Genomic DNA, 15,463 nt, shown 5'->3' on the forward strand with positions numbered 1-15,463 from the left:
TTCCAGGTCAGAAACTGGCGTATACATGGTGCGTGGTTCGTCCTTCGACAGACTCAGGAGGGCTCACCACGCATAACGAAGCCTGCAAAACCCAACGAGATCTCCATGACAATAATCCGGTCGATCATCTTCAATGTGCTTTTCTACCTGAACCTGATCGTCCAGATGATCATTTTCACGCCATACTATTTTCTCAGCCCGCGTAAACGGGCTTGGGCCATTCCGAAGAATTGGGCGCGGTCAAATCTCTGGCTGCAAAAGGTTTTCGCCGGAACAGATATGGAAATTGAGGGCCTGGAGAATATACCGGATGGCCCCTATATCTGCGCGCCGAAACACCAGTCCTTCTGGGATGCCTACGCGTTCCTGCCCTATATTGCCGACCCGGTTTACATTCTCAAGCGCGAGCTGATGTGGATTCCGCTTTTTGGTTGGTACATCCAGAAAATGAAAATGGTGCCTATTGATCGTGGCAAACGCTCTGCGGCGATGAAGACGGCCGTCAAAGGCGCGCATTTTGCCGTGTCGGGAGGCCGGCAATTGATGATCTATCCCGAAGGCACACGCACCAGTCCGGGAGCCCCGCCCGCTTATAAATATGGTGTTGCACATATATACGGCGAACTTGGCGTTCCGGTTCTGCCTATCGCGCACAATGCAGGCCTCTATTGGCCCCGCCGCAGATTTCTGCGTCACCCCGGGATTATCCGCTGCCGTATCCTGCCGCCCATCCAACCCGGAATGGATAATGACGCCTTTTTGAAGAAGCTTCAGGAAGTCACAGAGGCCGCCTGTGACGAATTACTGGTCGAAGCAGCAACCTCCGCCAACCCGCCTCCCATGCCTCCCACCGCCGTCAGGCGCCTCAAAGAACTGGGTGTGGAAATCTAAGCCTTGTTGTGGTCCACCGCAGCGGCCACCGCTTCCATCCAATGGTCGCGTATATTCATCTTGCGCATATGGTCGAGCGTATTATGCACATAGTCCTCATTGCGGCCTGACACGCCCACTGAACCGCATACAGCCTCCGCAGCTTCGGCGACCGAGAGCGACCCCGCATACTGAACGTGATTGCGATCAACAATATAGGTCAAGGCTTCGACCCTCTGGCCATCGGGAAGCCGTATGCCAAGACGGCGCTCAAGATAGACGTGAGTGACAAGCTCGCGCTCACGTAGATAGGCCACCACTTCGTCTTCAAGCTCGCCCGGCACGCGAAATGCCATGCCAAGGCAGGAACCACCACGATCCAAGCCGAGTACAAGTCCCGGACGCTCCGGCGTCCCGCGATGTACATAGGAGCGCACGCACAGTGCCCTGCGATAGCCATGAAGACGGGCATGATGCGTCTCTACATGTGCAAAGCCGGGCTTCCACATGAGTGAACCATAGCCAAAGACCCAAAAATCGCCCATATCCATCCCAATAGCTGGATTTGAATCACATCATCTTCTGACCGATAGCGAGAGCCGCACCATGCCGTCAAGCAGCACCACTGAAATCCGCCAGTCGGGGAAGTTTCTCAAATATCTGGCAGGCTTCATCATCTTGCTGGCGATCATCTATACGGGCGGATGGTTTTATCTGGCCAACCAGCTTGAATCGCGTGTGGCAACAAACCTTGCCGCCTTCAAGCAGAAGGGTATCGACGCCACCTGCGACAATGCTGTGGCCAGCGGTTATCCGCTCAGGCTTGGCCTTGAGTGCACCAAAGTCGGCTGGGCCGATCAGGCGAAACAGCTTTCCGTCGTGGCAGGCAGTTTCAACGCCGCTGCACAGATTTACGATCCAATGCGCATTGTCAGCCAGATTGAAGGACCAGCCGCTGTCGATGCGCCCGGCATGGTTCCCTTGGACATTACCTGGAAAGATCTTGGCTCCAGCGTCCGCCTCGATAAGCCGCTGCCCAAGCAGATTTCGGTTCAGGGCAATGATATTGTTGTCAATCAGCGCAATGCGGCGGCAGGGAGCGCGCCCATTGCCATCATGAAGGGTGGAAAGCTTAGCTTTTCAACCACTGAGCCAAAAATGAACATCGCGTGGTCATTTGAAAAGCTGAAAATCGCAGACAATATCGTTTATGAGCATCCCCTGCCTGAGCTGACGGGCGCCGCCGATATTGAGCTGGAAAATGGCTTTGCGCTTCTGGCAAAGCCTGAAAGAGATATAACGATTCTGCGTGGTCAATCGGGATTGTTGAACAATGTCGATCTAGGCTTTGCCGACGGCAGCGGCATTGCGATTTCCGGTCCGTTCTCAGTCGATAATGAAGGCCGGATCAGCGGCGATTTCAACGTGACCATGCGCAATCCGGAAGGTGTCGCCCAGGCAATGCGCGGCATTCTGCCTGGCGAAGAAAACACAATCTCATCCGTACTTCAGGCGATGGCTTTCGTGCCTAAAGATGCGAACGGCGCACCGACACTTCCCATTACCGTGAAAAACGGGAAAATGTCGGTGGGTTTCATCCGTATCGGGCGTCTGCCCTCTCTATGAGGGCGGCGTTGCCTTCTGGCGTCCGAAATCCGGTGCGTCGATTTCCTGCCCTGCATCGATAATACCGCGCCGCACGGCGCGTGTGCGGGTGAAAAGATCAAACAGCGCATCACCATCACCCCAGCGCACGGAACGCTGCAAGGATGCAAGATCCTCGGAAAAACGCGCCAGCATTTCGAGGATCGCGTCCTTGTTGTGCAGGCACACATCGCGCCACATCGTCGGATCGGATGCGGCAAGACGGGTGAAATCACGGAAACCGGAAGCCGAGTATTTGATGACCTCGGAATTGGTGACTTCTTCCAGATCGCTGGCTGTACCGACGATATTATAGGCGATCAGATGCGGCAGATGGGAAACAATCGCCAGAACCCGATCATGATGCGCCGGGTCCATCGTGTCGAGCCGCGAGCCGCAGGCCTCCCAGAATGTCTTCAGCCTTTCGATGGCAGTCGCATCAGTGCCCTCAAGCGGCGTCAGAATACACCAGCGATTGATAAACAGGTCGGCAAAACCGGCATCGGGACCTGAATATTCCGTTCCCGCCAGCGGATGCCCTGGAATGAAATGCACATTTGCAGGCAGTTCTGGCTGCATCTGCGCAATGACAGAGCTTTTGGTTGATCCCACATCGGTTACGATTGCGCCGGGCTTCAAGAAACCGGCAATCTGCTTTGCAACGGCGCCGGAGGAGCCAACCGGGACGGAAACCACGACGAGGTCGGCATTCTTGACGGCTTCACCACTATCAAGCGTATAAGCATCGCCGAGACCAAGTTCTTTGGCCCGTGCCAGTGTGCTTTCACTGCGTGTGGAAATGATGACATGGTCGGCCAGACCTTCGCGTTTGATCACGCGTGCCAGTGACGATCCGATCAGGCCGATGCCGATCAGTGCGATTGTATTGAAATGAGGCTTGGACATTTTTTACTTCAGGAATTCGGAGAGTGCAGCGACTACGCCGCGATTGGCTTCTTCGGATCCAATGGTAAGGCGCAATGCGTTGGGAAATCCGTATCCCGCAACGCGGCGCAAAATATAGCCCTTGCTCGTCAGATAGGCGTCTGCCGCTTCTGCCGATTTGGCCGCGTTGTCAGGAAAATGCACAAGCAGGAAATTTCCCACCGATGGCGTTACCCGCAGGCCAAGCTCTGTCAGCTGCTCCGTCAGCCAAGGGAGCCATTTTTCGTTGAACGCAATCGCCTGATCGACATGCGCCCGATCACGGATCGCGGCAGCACCGGCCAGAATGGCGGCGGAATTCAGATTAAATGGCCCACGTATCCGGTTAACGGCATCGACCACATGGGCAGGCGCGAACATCCAGCCGATGCGCAAAGCTGCAAGCCCGTGAATTTTCGAGAATGTGCGTGTCATCACCACATTTTCAGATGATGAAACAAGCTCTACGCCAGATTCGTAATCATTGCGGCGAACATATTCCGCATAGGCCGCATCGAGAACCAAAAGCACATTCTTTGGCAGTCCCGCATGCAGGCGGCGCACTTCTTCGAAAGGCAGATAGGTGCCGGTCGGATTGTTCGGATTGGCAAGAAACACGATTTTCGTGCGCGTCGTCACCGCATTCAATATTGCGTCAACTTCAGCCTGCTCGTTCTTTTCGCGGGCGACAACAGGCGTTCCGCCGGCAGCCATGATGTAGATTTTATACACCATGAAACCATGTTCGGTATAAATCGCTTCGTCGCCGGGCGCGAGATAGGTCTGGCACAGCAAGCCAAGCAATTCATCGGAGCCATTGCCGCAAAGAATATTTCCGGCATTCAGGCCGTGTACTTCCGCGATGGCCTGCTTCAGGGCATTGGCCTGACCATCGGGATACATTTCAAGATTTCTTGCCGCAGCCCCAAATGCTTCAATGGCAAGTTTGCTCGCGCCAAGCGGAGATTCATTCGATGACAGCTTATAAACCTTGGCAACACCATGCGCATGTTCCTTGCCGGGCACGTAGGCCGCAATATCAAGCAAACCGGTTTTTGGTGTTGGACGTAGGTCTTGCAATGTCGTTGACATGATTGTTCATCCGTTAAGCGGCAAAAATCTCCGTCGCGGACATAACTGTCTGGAGACGAGATGTCGAGAACAACTTGACTTTGGCCCATGCGCGACCATAGCTACGCCCCAATCTGTTTCAGCAGGACTCTACGCCAATCAGCACCAATATGACCAAAGCCACCCGACCTACCGCTTATAAAGCACCGAAAAGTCAGGAAGCGACGAATCCCCACAGTCTAGTGGTTGAATTTGGCGCGGATAAGCCTTTGAATCTCGACAGCGGTGTATCGCTTTCGCCTTTTCGCATTGCCTACCAGTCTTATGGCACGCTCAATGAGGATAAATCCAACGCGATCCTGATTTGCCATGCTCTTACCGGCGATCAGCATGTGGCGAATGTCCATCCGGTCACCGGCAAATCGGGCTGGTGGGAATTGCTCGTTGGCCCCGGCAAACCAATCGATACAGATCGTTATTTCGTTCTTTGTTCAAATGTTCTTGGCGGTTGCCTCGGCTCAACCGGTCCCGCTTCGATCAATCCGGCCACCGGCAAGCCCTATGCGCTTGATCTTCCCATCATTACAATTGCCGACATGGTGCGTGCACAGGCAATGCTGGTCGAGCATTTCGGTATTGAGCAGCTTTTTGCCGTTGTCGGCGGTTCCATGGGCGGCATGCAGGTTCTGGAATGGGCGTCCAGCCATTCCGACAAGGTTTTCGCAGCCGTAGCGCTTGCCACCGGCGCGCGCCATTCTTCGCAGAACATAGCCTTCCACGAGGTCGGGCGTCAGGCCGTCATGGCCGATCCAGAATGGAAAGAAGGCCGTTATCTCGAAGCTGGCACGGTGCCCCGCAAGGGGCTTTCTGTCGCCCGCATGGCGGCCCACATCACCTATCTGTCGGAAACCGCCCTGCACAACAAGTTCGGACGTAACCTGCAGGACCGGCAGAATGTGACGTTCGGATTTGATGCGGATTTTCAGATCGAGAGCTATCTGCGCCATCAGGGCAATACATTTGTCGAGCGTTTCGACGCCAACTCATACCTCTATATGACGCGTGCCATGGATTATTTCGATCTGGCCGCTGAGCATGAGGGCAGACTTGCCGATGCCTTTGCCGGGTCAAAGACCCGTTTCTGCATCGTCTCCTTCACAAGCGATTGGCTGTTCCCAACCAGCGAGAGCCGCACGGTTGCCCATGCGTTGAATGCGGCGGGCGCTTCCGTTTCATTCGTTGAGATCGAATCGGATCGCGGCCATGATTCGTTCCTGCTGGACGAACCGGAGATGTTCTCCGCCGTCAACGGCTTCCTGCGCTCTGCAGCGCGCGCAAAGGGGCTTCTTCCATCATGAGTATCAATAGTCATCCCCGCGTTGATTTTGCCGTCATCGCTTCACTGATCGAGCCTGGTTCGCGTGTGCTGGACGTAGGCTGCGGCGATGGTGAATTGCTGGAACTGTTGCAGACCACCAAGGGCGTGGATGGGCGCGGCGTCGAGCTTTCGCAAAAGGGCGTCAACGAATCTGTTGCCCGGGGCCTTTCTGTCATTCAGGGCGACGCTGACAGCGATCTGAAATATTACCCGGATGGCGGGTTTGATTATGTGATCCTCAGCCAGACTTTGCAGGCCACCCGCAATCCTAAATATGTTCTGACCGAGCTTTTGCGCATCGGCGAAAAGGCAATTGTCTCGTTTCCCAATTTCGGCCACTGGCGCATGCGCGCCTCGCTAGCCATTAATGGGCGCATGCCGGTTACCAAAGAGCTGCCCTATAGCTGGTATGACACACCAAACATCCACTTCTGCACCATCAATGATTTTGTCGACATGACAAAAGAAGTCGGCGCCCACGTTGAATCAGCCGTTGCGCTGAATGCTCTGGGTCAGCGTCTCGGCTTCAATATGCCGTGGGGCTTCTGGAATCTTTTCGGCCAACAGGCAGTGTTCCTGCTCCGCCGTTAATCTTCTTTCGGACCATCGCACCGCATGGCAGTGCCTTGCGGTGAAAGCACGGGCACAAAGACGCGCCGGGACGAACGCTTGGCCACCGGCAGGCCCTGATAGACACGCTTTTGCGCTTCCACGATCAGCACGCCTGAAAACATTGGCCAGAACCGCCTGCCCATTCTCTCAAACAATGCGGAGGGCCGCATCATCGCGCGGCGCGATGATGGCGGAAAGAACAAGGCTTCGCCCCATGGGCCGGGGGTAAAATTGGTTTCTCGCAAAAGCCGGATGAGCTGGCCTCGGCTATAGGGCCTGCCACTGCCGAAGGGCGTATGCTCGAAGCGAGCCCATAATCCGCGCCGATTGGGTACGACGATCACCAGGCGGCCATTGGGAGCTAGCACACGCCACATTTCCTTCAATGTCTCGCGTGGGTCCTCCGCATGTTCCAAAGCATGAATAAGCAACATTCTGTCAACTGCGGAATCCGGCAGGGGAAGCTCTTCCTCGAAAACCAGTGCTGTCGATGAAGGCTCAAGTGGCGGCCAGCTTGCGGCACCCTGCCCCGCTGGCATGAAGGCAAAGGTGCGCTCCGTATCGCTTCTGAAGCGATCAAGGTAAGGCGCGGCATAGCCGAGCCCGACGAGACGCTCACCCGGGAGCTTGGGCCACATGGCAGCAAGCGCCATGGTGATCGAACGCTCCGCCAGATGACCAAGGGTTGATGCGTAGAAAGTGCGAAGATCGATGATATCGAGATGCATGGTGGGCAAACTACCACGCTAATCAATAACATCAAGAAAATGCCGGTCTCGTGGCTTGCGCATCCACGGCAGCGGCTTATCTTGGTTCTGACAGGAATAAAGAGAAGCTATATGTCCAATTTGCAGATCGAACAGTTTAACGCCCGAAGCGATAATTTCGGCGTTCTCATCCATGACCCGGAAACAAATCTCACTGCGTCTATCGATGCGCCGGAAGAGCAACCAATTCTCGATGCGCTCAAGCGCCGCGGCTGGAAACTAACGCATATTCTGACCACTCATCATCACAATGATCATATCGAAGCAAATCTCGCTTTGAAGAAGCGCTTTGGCGTTGAGATCGTCGGTCCGGAAGCTGAGAAATCGCATATTCCCGGTATTGATCGCACATTGAGCCACGGCGACCATTTCCAGTTCGGCAGTTTTGATATTGAGGTGATTTCCACTCCCGGTCATACAAACGGGGAAATCTCGTTCTTTATCCCTGCCGCGAAGGTTCTCTTTGCCGGCGATACATTATTTTCCCTTGGTTGCGGGCGGCTGCTGGAAGGCACGCCGGCGACCATGTTCGAATCGTTGCAAAAGCTCGTCGCTTTGCCCGGCGATACGCAGGTCTATTGCGGACATGAATATAGCGAAAGCAATGCGCGTTTTGCCTTGTCAATCGACCCTGATAATTCGGCGTTAAAAGAGCGAGCCAGGGAAATTACAGCGCTTCGCGCAGCAGGTCAGCCTACATTGCCAACCACCATATTGCGCGAAATGGCCACCAATCCGTTCCTGCGCTGGCATGATCCCGTCATTCGCAAGAACCTCAAAATGGAAAATGCCAGCGATGAGGCAGTCTTTACCGAAATACGCAAACGGAAGGATCATTTCTGATGGATCTTACCGCACAACAGATCAAAGACATTCTCGGGCTTGAACCTCATCCGGAAGGGGGCGCCTATATCGAAACCTTCCGCGACAACAAGGCAGAACCGCAAGTCTGCAAGCGCGGATATTCCACCGCGATTTATTTCCTCCTTTCCAAGGGGGAAATATCCAGATGGCACCGCGTCAAGGACGCATCGGAAGTCTGGCACTATTATGGCGGCGCGGCGCTGGAACTTTCCATAACCTCTGGCAAAGAACCCGTGACCACCCAAATACTCGGAATGGATCTTGCCAATGGGCAACGCCCACAGGCGGTTGTTCCCGCAGGGCACTGGCAGATGGCGAAAAGCCTTGGCGACTGGACGCTGGTTGGCTGTACAGTCGCTCCGGGCTTCAACTTTGCTCAATTCGAATTGGCTGAACCCGGCTGGGAGCCTTGATTTTTCTTGAGCAGCATATCCTTGGCAGCAAGCACCGCGCCTGAAGTGATCAAGGCACATGCAAGCAATACCCGTGTGGTTGGCTCGGTCACACCAGCAATGATCAATACAAGCGTCGATAGCAGAGGTGCGGCATAGCTGGATGCTCCCAGCACCTGAATATTACCGCGCTTGACGCCGTAATCCCATACGTAGAACGCAGCGCCGACCGGAAAAAACCCGAGTCCCAAAACTGCCAACCACTGAACAAGCCCTTCCGGCCATATGGTCTGCTCAAGAAGCAGATGAGAGATCAGTGAGAGGATCGACGTTGCGATGCAAAAACCCGTTACCGCATCGGTCGGCACCTCGGCAAAACGTCGTGAGAGCAGCGAATAAGCCGCCCATGTGAGCGCGCAAAGGCCCGCCATCGCATAGCCGAAACTATATTGCGGATCGAAACCGAGCCCGCCGCCTTTTGTGATGATCAGGACAGTGCCGGACAGGCCAAGCAGCGTCCCGACAATGTGAAACCAGCGCAGACGTTCCCCCGGCATCAGCGCCGAACCAACCACGATGAACAGAGGCCACAGATAGGCAATGAGGCTTGCATCGATCGCCGGTGCATTACGCAGCGCGGTAAAATAAAGAAAATGATAGCCAAAGAGCCCGACAACCCCGAGCATCCAGACCTTAAGCGGCTGGCGCAAATGTCTGGCCGTGCCCGGACGCCACAACCATGAGACCAGTCCAAGGCAAGCACCGATGGCAAATGTCATTGCGGTCAGCTGGAATGGCGGCACCTTGCCTGACACATCCGTGAACAGTGCGAGCATCGCCCACATGATAACTGCGAGAAATCCGACAAATGTAGCCACGCCGCCCCCACATCAACAGGCGGCGCTCAGCCGCTTACTGCGTCTTTTCGAAACGGGTCGCGTAAACTGTCACCGTGCCGATCTGTGTGCCGATTTTCGCCTGCACCGGCGAATAGATACCGGACTTGCCCAATGATGCAAAGGTCATACTGATCTTGCTGGAGTTTTTCAGATATTCAATGGCTTTCCGGCCCGATTGATAGCCGGAAATCGGGATAAATTTGGCAGTACAGGTAATAGCATCACCCTTGAAACCGTTGGTTGCGAAAGGCCTGGATCCGCCCTCCGGCGAAAGCTTGAGATCAATGCGGGTCTGACCGTCATACATTTGCAATGTCCTGGAACAGACTTGATCGAGATTGTCTGCCGCGACCATGACGCCGGAAATGGGATCGGCAACAGATTTCAGATCATCGGGTTTCAATTCGACCCAGTTTTCTTTCTTCTTGATTGGGGGCACATTGACCGTCTCCGTCACATTGCCGTCTGTGAACGCAATTGATGTCGTCTTGTTGCGCTTGCCGTGCTTGTATTTCACCGCATAGGAGCTTGGAACCGGCCCGGCCTTGCCATATTGCCCCTTGGCATCAAGCGTGCCGCTCGTATCGTCAAAGAGGCTGCCCAGCCCGGAACTCATCAATTCGCCGCTGACCTCATAGGCATGGCTGTCGGAGACATTCGTTGAAAAATTGGCTTTCGCAATGGTTAGCCCATAGAGCGAAACCCTGTATTCGGACTTATAGGCCTGCGCAGCATTGGCGGCACCGGCCATCATGATCGCGCATGCGGCTAGACTGACCGCCACCAGTGCTCGCTTGGAGGAACGCCACCCGGCTTTCATTTGTCGTATTCCCATCTAACACCGTCCCTGATGGTAACTGCTCGTTTATAAAGCAGGCAAAGTTGTGTTAAACACCCCATGATCCTGACGAAATGCACAGTGCATGGAGCAAACAGCGTAGATATACACTTGACGCGTAGGGCTCATATCACTATAGAAACGCAACTTCCCAATAGGCCGCCTTTCCGAAAGCTGAGCCGCTGCGTGGCAACATGCGATGGCACCAGACAGAATTTGGATCGGCGGGAATGAAATTTAAAGGTGAGACCCAATGTCCCGCACATGTGAATTGACCGCAAAGTCGGTCCAGTACGGCAACAATGTGAGCCACGCGAACAATCGTACGCGCCGCCGCTTTTTGCCAAATCTTTGCCAGGTAACGCTGATCTCCGAAGCTTTGGGTCAGAGCTATCGTCTGCGCGTTACAGCCCATGCGCTTCGCAGCGTTGAGCATCGCGGTGGTCTGGATGCGTTCTTGGTCAAGGCTGACGAGAAGGAGCTGTCACAGCGCGCTCGTCTTCTCAAGCGCCAGATTGCCAAGAAGCTTCTTGAAGCTCCGGTTGCTGCTGCTTAATCAGCGCTTCTTCATTGCTTGATCATCGGGGCCAGCATATGCTGGCCTTATTGTTGCTGGTTCCATTACCCAGGATAAAAAAATGCCGCTCAGCCGCGCTTATTCCCTGTCTGATTTTGTTTTGCCCGTTCTGGCCATGTGCGCAGTCGTGGCTGCGTCCAATATTCTGGTGCAATATCCATTCCATCATTTTGGTTTGGGCGAAATTCTCACCTATGGCGCGTTCACCTATCCGATAGCTTTTCTGGTCAATGATCTTTCGAATCGCAGGTTTGGTCCTGTCTTTGCCCGGCGCGTTGTCTATGCAGGTTTTGCCATTGCCGTTGTTTTGTCGATCTGGCTTGCGACACCCCGTATCGCCATCGCATCCGGCACGGCGTTCCTCACGGCCCAGCTTCTCGATATAACTGTCTTCAACAAGCTGCGTCAGCTGACATGGTGGAAAGCCCCCTTCGCTTCCGCAATCTTCGGGTCATTGCTCGACACCTTGCTGTTCTTTTCTATCGCTTTTGCCGCACGCTTTGCCTGGATTGACGCCATAACGGGCCAGCCCGATTCGTCACTGGCAATGCCAGTGCCGTTCTTCGGTATGGAAATTCCCCTATGGGCATCGCTGGGCTTCGGTGACCTCTTGGTCAAGATCGTCATGGCCGTGGTTATGCTGGTGCCCTACGGCGCGATCCTCGCTATCTTCGCACCAGCCATCTACTCGGCTAGCCGAAATTCCAGATAAAGATTTCTTTGCACAACTGAGAAATTATCGTCCGATATCATCGAGACGCGGGTAGAGCCATCAGCGGCCTGCCAGACATCCAGCCCCTCCATATTGTCGATCTGATAGCTTAGATCGGCATTGAAAATTATCCGTCCATCAACGGTCGCATCCGGCTTGATCATATCGCCCGGAATTAGCCGAAGGCGTACGCTTATGCCGGTTATGAAGCTGTATTTGCGCTCAAGCAGCAAAAGGTCGCCACCCGGCAGAAAGTCGCCATCGCTTATATCAAAGCCATCCCTGCGCTGGACATAGAATATTCCTTTTCGCGGCCCTTCAAGCACAGCAGCAAAGGCATTGCCCGCCTTGTTCAGGCTCATCTCAGTCACGGCCACGCGTGCGCCGCGCAACGGACTGTCGGGAGGCGAATTGGCAATGGTCTCAATGCCGCGATTGGTTCTTAGCTCTTCTTTTGGAATGGGCAGCGGCAGAATCTTCGGCCGCGAGGCGAATTTTTCCAGATCAAGTTCATATTCGGCGATCCGATGATTGCGTTCAAAAGAAACCGTGACCTTCTGGCCGGAGATATTCATGCCTTCTGCATCAGAATCCCGTTTGCCGTCGAGAGGCAAACCGTTTTCATCCAGGATTGGCGCCAGCAGATAATCGTCGATCATTGTCGGCCTGCCCTCGGCATCGCGCAAAATCTTGCCCGCATACCAGGAGCCGGTATCGGTAACACCAAGAAAGCGATGTCCGGCATCAAGGAAATGAAATGCGGACATGCTGCCAAAGCGGGCATTTGTCGATGACATATCCAAACCACCGATAAATTCGAGCGGTCCGAAGCGGGTTTCAGCCGAACCCAGTTGGAAATTGGAGATGATACGGGATTTGATTTGTAGCGGCGAAACGCCCTCTTGCGCCAAGGCCGTGTTGGTAGCCGCCGCAGCAAAGATCATGATCAACCAGACGCGCCAGCAACGTAGCGCAGCTGATTTCATCTTATCGGCGTCCAGCTTTTTTGGCTGCCGCGCGTCCTTGCTCTTCAAACAGGGAAGCGAGTTGTTCGGTCATCGCACCCGCCAGCTCTTCTGCATCGACAATCGTCACTGCACGGCGGTAATAGCGCGTCACATCATGACCAATACCGATGGCAATAAGCTCGACTGGCGATTTGGTTTCAATCTCTTCAATCACCGCACGCAAATGCCGCTCAAGATAATTGCCCGGATTGACCGATAAGGTGCTGTCATCAACGGGAGCACCATCGGAAATCATCATCAGAATACGGCGCTGTTCAGGACGCGCCAGCAGACGTTGATGCGCCCAGATCAGCGCCTCACCATCGATATTTTCCTTCAGCAGCCCCTCGCGCATCATCAGGCCGAGATTGCGCCGTGAGCGCCGCCATGGGGCGTCAGCGCGCTTGTAGACGATATGGCGCAGATCATTCAGCCGGCCTGGATTGGCCTGTTTGCCCCGCTCCAGCCAAGCCTCACGGGCCTGCCCGCCCTTCCACGCCTTTGTCGTAAAGCCGAGGATTTCAACCTTCACGCCGCAACGCTCCAGCGTACGTGCCAAAATATCGGCACAGGTCGCAGCAACAGTAATAGGCCGACCACGCATGGAGCCGGAATTATCGATCAGCAACGTAACCACGGTGTCGCGGAAATCCGTGTCGCGCTCCATCTTGTAGGAGAGGGGCTGAGTGGGATCGATAACGACGCGCACAAGGCGGGCGCTGTCGAGATACCCCTCTTCCAGATCGAAGTCCCAGGAACGGTTCTGCTGCGCCATCAGGCGGCGCTGAAGCCTATTGGCCAGACGCCCGACAACGCCGGATAGATTGGCAAGCTGCTTGTCGAGGAATGCACGCAGACGCTCCAGTTCAGCTTCGTCACAAAGCTCTTCCGCGTCGGTCGTCTCGTCAAATTCCTGCGTATAGACCTTATACCCGCTTTCAGCCCCAAGATTGGAGAAAGGCTGGTTAGGGCGCCTTGCTTCGCCCGGAATCTCCGCATCAGCGTCCGAATCTTCATCCATATCGTCGGATGAAGCGTCCGCAGCCTCGGTCTCGCCCGCCTGACTATCGTCGCTGGATGTCTCGGAATCATCATTTTCGGATGAATCGCTGCCTTCGTCCTCGTCGGAGCCGCCCTCATTGTTTTCTTCAGGCTCGGGCTGGTCTTCTTCGTTGCTCTGGCTGTCATCGTCCTGGCTTTCCTGCGCCAGTTCTTCCGCCATTTCCATCGAAGCGAGCATCTCGCGCACAACGCGCGCAAATGCGTTCTGGTCGTTTATCTTGTCAGACAGATGATCAAGATCGGTCGCTGCTTTCTCTTCGATCCAGTCGCGCCACAGGTCGAGCACATTTCCCGCTGATTCCGGTGCCTTGCGCCCCGTCAGCTTTTCACGCACCAGCAAGGCGACAGCTTCTTCAAGCGGAGCTTCTGCCTTGTCCGTGATCGCAGGAAAATTGGCGCGGGCATATTTGTCCGCCAGCATGGAGTTCAGATTGTCCGCCACGCCTTCCATGCGCAAAGAGCCGATAGCTTCGACGCGAGCCTGTTCGACCGCGTCGAAGATTGCCCTCGCCTGCTTGCCTTCCGGCGCAAGTGTCGCGTGAATGCGATCATTATGGCATGCCTGACGCAATGCCATCGAATCGCCAATGCCGCGCGTGACCGCTATGTCATTGGCACTCGGACGTTTGGGCAGATCAGGAAGCCGTGCCCGGTGGCCGGTCAGCGCAGGCTTGTCATTGCCGAAGCCGACTTCCAGCTCATGATCGCCGGCAATTGCACGCATACAGGCCGTGACAGCGCGCTTGAAGGGCTCGCTATCAACCGGACCTTTCGGTACCGCACGTGAATTGTCTCCCGGACCTGCCATCTTCTGCTGTGCTCTTAGCTCATAACCACATTGGCTGTGGATTCAGGCAGTTCCTTGCCAAAGGCACGCTGATAGAACTCGGCAACGATTGGACGCTCCAATTCATCGCACTTGTTCAGGAAGGTCAGGCGGAATGCAAAACCGACATCCTTGAAAATATCGGCATTTTCAGCCCAGGTGATCACCGTACGCGGACTCATCACTGTCGAAAGATCGCCATTGATGAATGCTGCACGGGTCATATCGGCAACGCGGACCATCTTGGAGACGATCTCCATGCCTTCCTTGTTCTGATAATGCTTGGCCTTGGCAGCAACGATTGCCACCTCATTGTCATGCGGCAGATAGTTGAGCGTCGTCACGATCGACCAGCGATCCATCTGCGCCTGATTGATCTGCTGCGTGCCGTGGTAAAGACCGGTCGTATCGCCGAGACCGACCGTATTGGCCGTAGCGAACAGGCGGAAGGCAGGGTGCGGACGGATAACGCGGCTTTGATCCAGAAGCGTCAAGCGGCCGGATGATTCCAGCACGCGCTGGATAACGAACATAACATCCGGACGACCGGCATCATATTCGTCAAAAACCAGAGCAACATTGTGCTGGTAGGCCCAAGGCAGAATGCCGTCGCGGAATTCCGTAACCTGCATGCCCTCTTTCACCACAATTGCATCCTTGCCGACCAGATCGATACGGCTGACGTGACTGTCGAGATTGACGCGAACGCAGGGCCAGTTGAGGCGCGCAGCAACCTGTTCAATATGCGTGGATTTACCCGTTCCGTGATAGCCGGAAACCATAACGCGCCGGTTGAAGGCAAAACCTGCCAGAATAGCCAGCGTCGTTGCCTTGTCGAACAAATAGTCCGTGTCGATTTCCGGAACATAGGCATCCCCGGCCTTATAGGCCGGGACCATCATGTCGGATTGGAATCCGAAAAGCTTTTCTACAGAAACCGTTGTATCCGGCAAATTCGCAATATCGCGATCAACCTTATTCATCATGCCTCCAGCGCGACTGCATGCGCAGACGCATAAA

17 protein-coding genes are annotated in these 15,463 nt (G+C 54.9%); 8 read left to right on the plus strand and 9 right to left on the minus strand.

The window, feature by feature from the left end; translation table 11 throughout:
* The first annotated feature begins 105 nt into the window (after positions 1-105).
* Positions 106-891 carry a lysophospholipid acyltransferase family protein gene (locus AC6CHM_RS12220; protein ID WP_337354349.1) on the plus strand — a complete coding sequence of 262 codons (786 nt, stop codon included), beginning with the start codon at positions 106-108 and terminating at the stop codon, positions 889-891.
* Here the strand turns inward: AC6CHM_RS12220 and AC6CHM_RS12225 are convergent.
* On the minus strand, positions 888-1,415 hold the full coding sequence (locus AC6CHM_RS12225; RefSeq protein ID WP_115055583.1) for a gamma-glutamylcyclotransferase: 528 nt from the start codon (positions 1,413-1,415) through the stop codon (positions 888-890). The genes AC6CHM_RS12220 and AC6CHM_RS12225 overlap by 4 nt on opposite strands.
* A 61-nt stretch (positions 1,416-1,476) precedes the next feature.
* Here AC6CHM_RS12225 and AC6CHM_RS12230 point away from each other — a divergent pair, with 61 nt between their 5' ends.
* Positions 1,477-2,496 (plus strand): DUF2125 domain-containing protein, encoded by a 1,020-nt coding sequence (locus tag AC6CHM_RS12230; RefSeq protein ID WP_498173345.1) that lies wholly within the window; start codon positions 1,477-1,479, stop codon positions 2,494-2,496.
* Here the strand turns inward: AC6CHM_RS12230 and AC6CHM_RS12235 are convergent.
* Both AC6CHM_RS12235 and hisC read right to left on the minus strand, forming a co-directional pair.
* Entirely contained in the window at positions 2,491-3,420 is a 930-nt protein-coding gene (locus AC6CHM_RS12235; protein ID WP_115055509.1) for a prephenate/arogenate dehydrogenase family protein, read from the minus strand. The genes AC6CHM_RS12230 and AC6CHM_RS12235 overlap by 6 nt on opposite strands.
* A 3-nt stretch (positions 3,421-3,423) precedes the next feature.
* Positions 3,424-4,530, minus strand: coding sequence for a histidinol-phosphate transaminase (gene hisC / locus AC6CHM_RS12240; RefSeq protein WP_115055511.1), 1,107 nt, complete (start codon positions 4,528-4,530; stop codon positions 3,424-3,426).
* Between the two features lie 149 nt (positions 4,531-4,679).
* Here hisC and metX point away from each other — a divergent pair, with 149 nt between their 5' ends.
* Both metX and metW read left to right on the plus strand, forming a co-directional pair.
* Positions 4,680-5,867: a homoserine O-acetyltransferase MetX gene (gene metX / locus AC6CHM_RS12245; RefSeq protein WP_498173348.1), complete on the plus strand. Its 1,188-nt coding sequence runs from the start codon at positions 4,680-4,682 to the stop codon at positions 5,865-5,867.
* A complete protein-coding gene (gene metW / locus AC6CHM_RS12250) occupies positions 5,864-6,478 on the plus strand; it encodes a methionine biosynthesis protein MetW (RefSeq protein ID WP_115055513.1) in 615 nt (204 codons plus the stop codon). Before metX ends, metW begins: the two co-directional genes overlap by 4 nt.
* Here metW and AC6CHM_RS12255 read toward each other — a convergent pair.
* Positions 6,475-7,227: a class I SAM-dependent methyltransferase gene (locus AC6CHM_RS12255; protein WP_498173350.1), complete on the minus strand. Its 753-nt coding sequence runs from the start codon at positions 7,225-7,227 to the stop codon at positions 6,475-6,477. The genes metW and AC6CHM_RS12255 overlap by 4 nt on opposite strands.
* A gap of 111 nt (positions 7,228-7,338) precedes the next feature.
* On the opposite strand from AC6CHM_RS12255, the gene gloB reads away from it, so the two are divergent.
* Complete coding sequence (gene gloB, locus AC6CHM_RS12260; RefSeq protein ID WP_498173352.1) at positions 7,339-8,109, plus strand: hydroxyacylglutathione hydrolase; 771 nt, start codon at positions 7,339-7,341, stop codon at positions 8,107-8,109.
* Positions 8,109-8,543, plus strand: coding sequence for a cupin domain-containing protein (locus tag AC6CHM_RS12265; RefSeq protein ID WP_115055517.1), 435 nt, complete (start codon positions 8,109-8,111; stop codon positions 8,541-8,543). Before gloB ends, AC6CHM_RS12265 begins: the two co-directional genes overlap by 1 nt.
* On the opposite strand, the gene yddG is transcribed toward AC6CHM_RS12265, so the two are convergent.
* Both yddG and AC6CHM_RS12275 read right to left on the minus strand, forming a co-directional pair.
* Complete coding sequence (gene yddG / locus AC6CHM_RS12270) at positions 8,507-9,400, minus strand: aromatic amino acid exporter YddG (protein WP_498173354.1); 894 nt, start codon at positions 9,398-9,400, stop codon at positions 8,507-8,509. The two genes, AC6CHM_RS12265 and yddG, sit on opposite strands and share 37 nt — an antisense overlap.
* Before the next feature lie 34 nt (positions 9,401-9,434).
* Positions 9,435-10,256, minus strand: coding sequence for a DUF3108 domain-containing protein (locus AC6CHM_RS12275; protein ID WP_498173356.1), 822 nt, complete (start codon positions 10,254-10,256; stop codon positions 9,435-9,437).
* A 256-nt stretch (positions 10,257-10,512) separates the two neighbouring features.
* Between AC6CHM_RS12275 and rpmB the strand changes: the two genes are divergently transcribed.
* A complete protein-coding gene (gene rpmB, locus AC6CHM_RS12280) occupies positions 10,513-10,815 on the plus strand; it encodes a 50S ribosomal protein L28 (RefSeq protein ID WP_008127961.1) in 303 nt (100 codons plus the stop codon).
* A gap of 82 nt (positions 10,816-10,897) precedes the next feature.
* The gene (locus AC6CHM_RS12285; protein ID WP_336442335.1) at positions 10,898-11,548 is read left to right on the plus strand and encodes a queuosine precursor transporter; all 651 of its coding nucleotides are present in this window, start codon (positions 10,898-10,900) and stop codon (positions 11,546-11,548) included.
* Here the strand turns inward: AC6CHM_RS12285 and AC6CHM_RS12290 are convergent.
* The 3 genes from AC6CHM_RS12290 to cobS are packed head-to-tail and all read right to left on the minus strand — an operon-like array spanning position 11,521 to position 15,426.
* Positions 11,521-12,534, minus strand: a complete 1,014-nt coding sequence (locus tag AC6CHM_RS12290) for an esterase-like activity of phytase family protein (protein ID WP_115055525.1) — start codon at positions 12,532-12,534, stop codon at positions 11,521-11,523. The genes AC6CHM_RS12285 and AC6CHM_RS12290 overlap by 28 nt on opposite strands.
* Position 12,535: 1 nt before the next feature.
* Entirely contained in the window at positions 12,536-14,425 is a 1,890-nt protein-coding gene (gene cobT / locus AC6CHM_RS12295; RefSeq protein WP_336442333.1) for a cobaltochelatase subunit CobT, read from the minus strand.
* Between the two features lie 14 nt (positions 14,426-14,439).
* The gene (cobS, locus tag AC6CHM_RS12300; RefSeq protein WP_115055529.1) at positions 14,440-15,426 is read right to left on the minus strand and encodes a cobaltochelatase subunit CobS; all 987 of its coding nucleotides are present in this window, start codon (positions 15,424-15,426) and stop codon (positions 14,440-14,442) included.
* Positions 15,427-15,463: the final 37 nt, after the last annotated feature.

It is taken from the genome of Phyllobacterium sp. GQ127 (genome assembly GCF_059758635.1).

Coding starts and splice junctions, on each gene's coding strand:
- AC6CHM_RS12220 (WP_337354349.1), top strand. CDS start 106: ATGACAATAATCCGGTCGATCATCTTCAATGTGCTTTTCTACCTGAAC.
- AC6CHM_RS12225 (WP_115055583.1), bottom strand. CDS start 1,415: ATGGGCGATTTTTGGGTCTTTGGCTATGGTTCACTCATGTGGAAGCCC.
- AC6CHM_RS12230 (WP_498173345.1), top strand. CDS start 1,477: ATGCCGTCAAGCAGCACCACTGAAATCCGCCAGTCGGGGAAGTTTCTC.
- AC6CHM_RS12235 (WP_115055509.1), bottom strand. CDS start 3,420: ATGTCCAAGCCTCATTTCAATACAATCGCACTGATCGGCATCGGCCTG.
- hisC (WP_115055511.1), bottom strand. CDS start 4,530: ATGTCAACGACATTGCAAGACCTACGTCCAACACCAAAAACCGGTTTG.
- metX (WP_498173348.1), top strand. CDS start 4,680: ATGACCAAAGCCACCCGACCTACCGCTTATAAAGCACCGAAAAGTCAG.
- metW (WP_115055513.1), top strand. CDS start 5,864: ATGAGTATCAATAGTCATCCCCGCGTTGATTTTGCCGTCATCGCTTCA.
- AC6CHM_RS12255 (WP_498173350.1), bottom strand. CDS start 7,227: ATGCATCTCGATATCATCGATCTTCGCACTTTCTACGCATCAACCCTT.
- gloB (WP_498173352.1), top strand. CDS start 7,339: ATGTCCAATTTGCAGATCGAACAGTTTAACGCCCGAAGCGATAATTTC.
- AC6CHM_RS12265 (WP_115055517.1), top strand. CDS start 8,109: ATGGATCTTACCGCACAACAGATCAAAGACATTCTCGGGCTTGAACCT.
- AC6CHM_RS12275 (WP_498173356.1), bottom strand. CDS start 10,256: ATGGGAATACGACAAATGAAAGCCGGGTGGCGTTCCTCCAAGCGAGCA.
- rpmB (WP_008127961.1), top strand. CDS start 10,513: ATGTCCCGCACATGTGAATTGACCGCAAAGTCGGTCCAGTACGGCAAC.
- AC6CHM_RS12285 (WP_336442335.1), top strand. CDS start 10,898: ATGCCGCTCAGCCGCGCTTATTCCCTGTCTGATTTTGTTTTGCCCGTT.
- AC6CHM_RS12290 (WP_115055525.1), bottom strand. CDS start 12,534: ATGAAATCAGCTGCGCTACGTTGCTGGCGCGTCTGGTTGATCATGATC.
- cobT (WP_336442333.1), bottom strand. CDS start 14,425: ATGGCAGGTCCGGGAGACAATTCACGTGCGGTACCGAAAGGTCCGGTT.
- cobS (WP_115055529.1), bottom strand. CDS start 15,426: ATGAATAAGGTTGATCGCGATATTGCGAATTTGCCGGATACAACGGTT.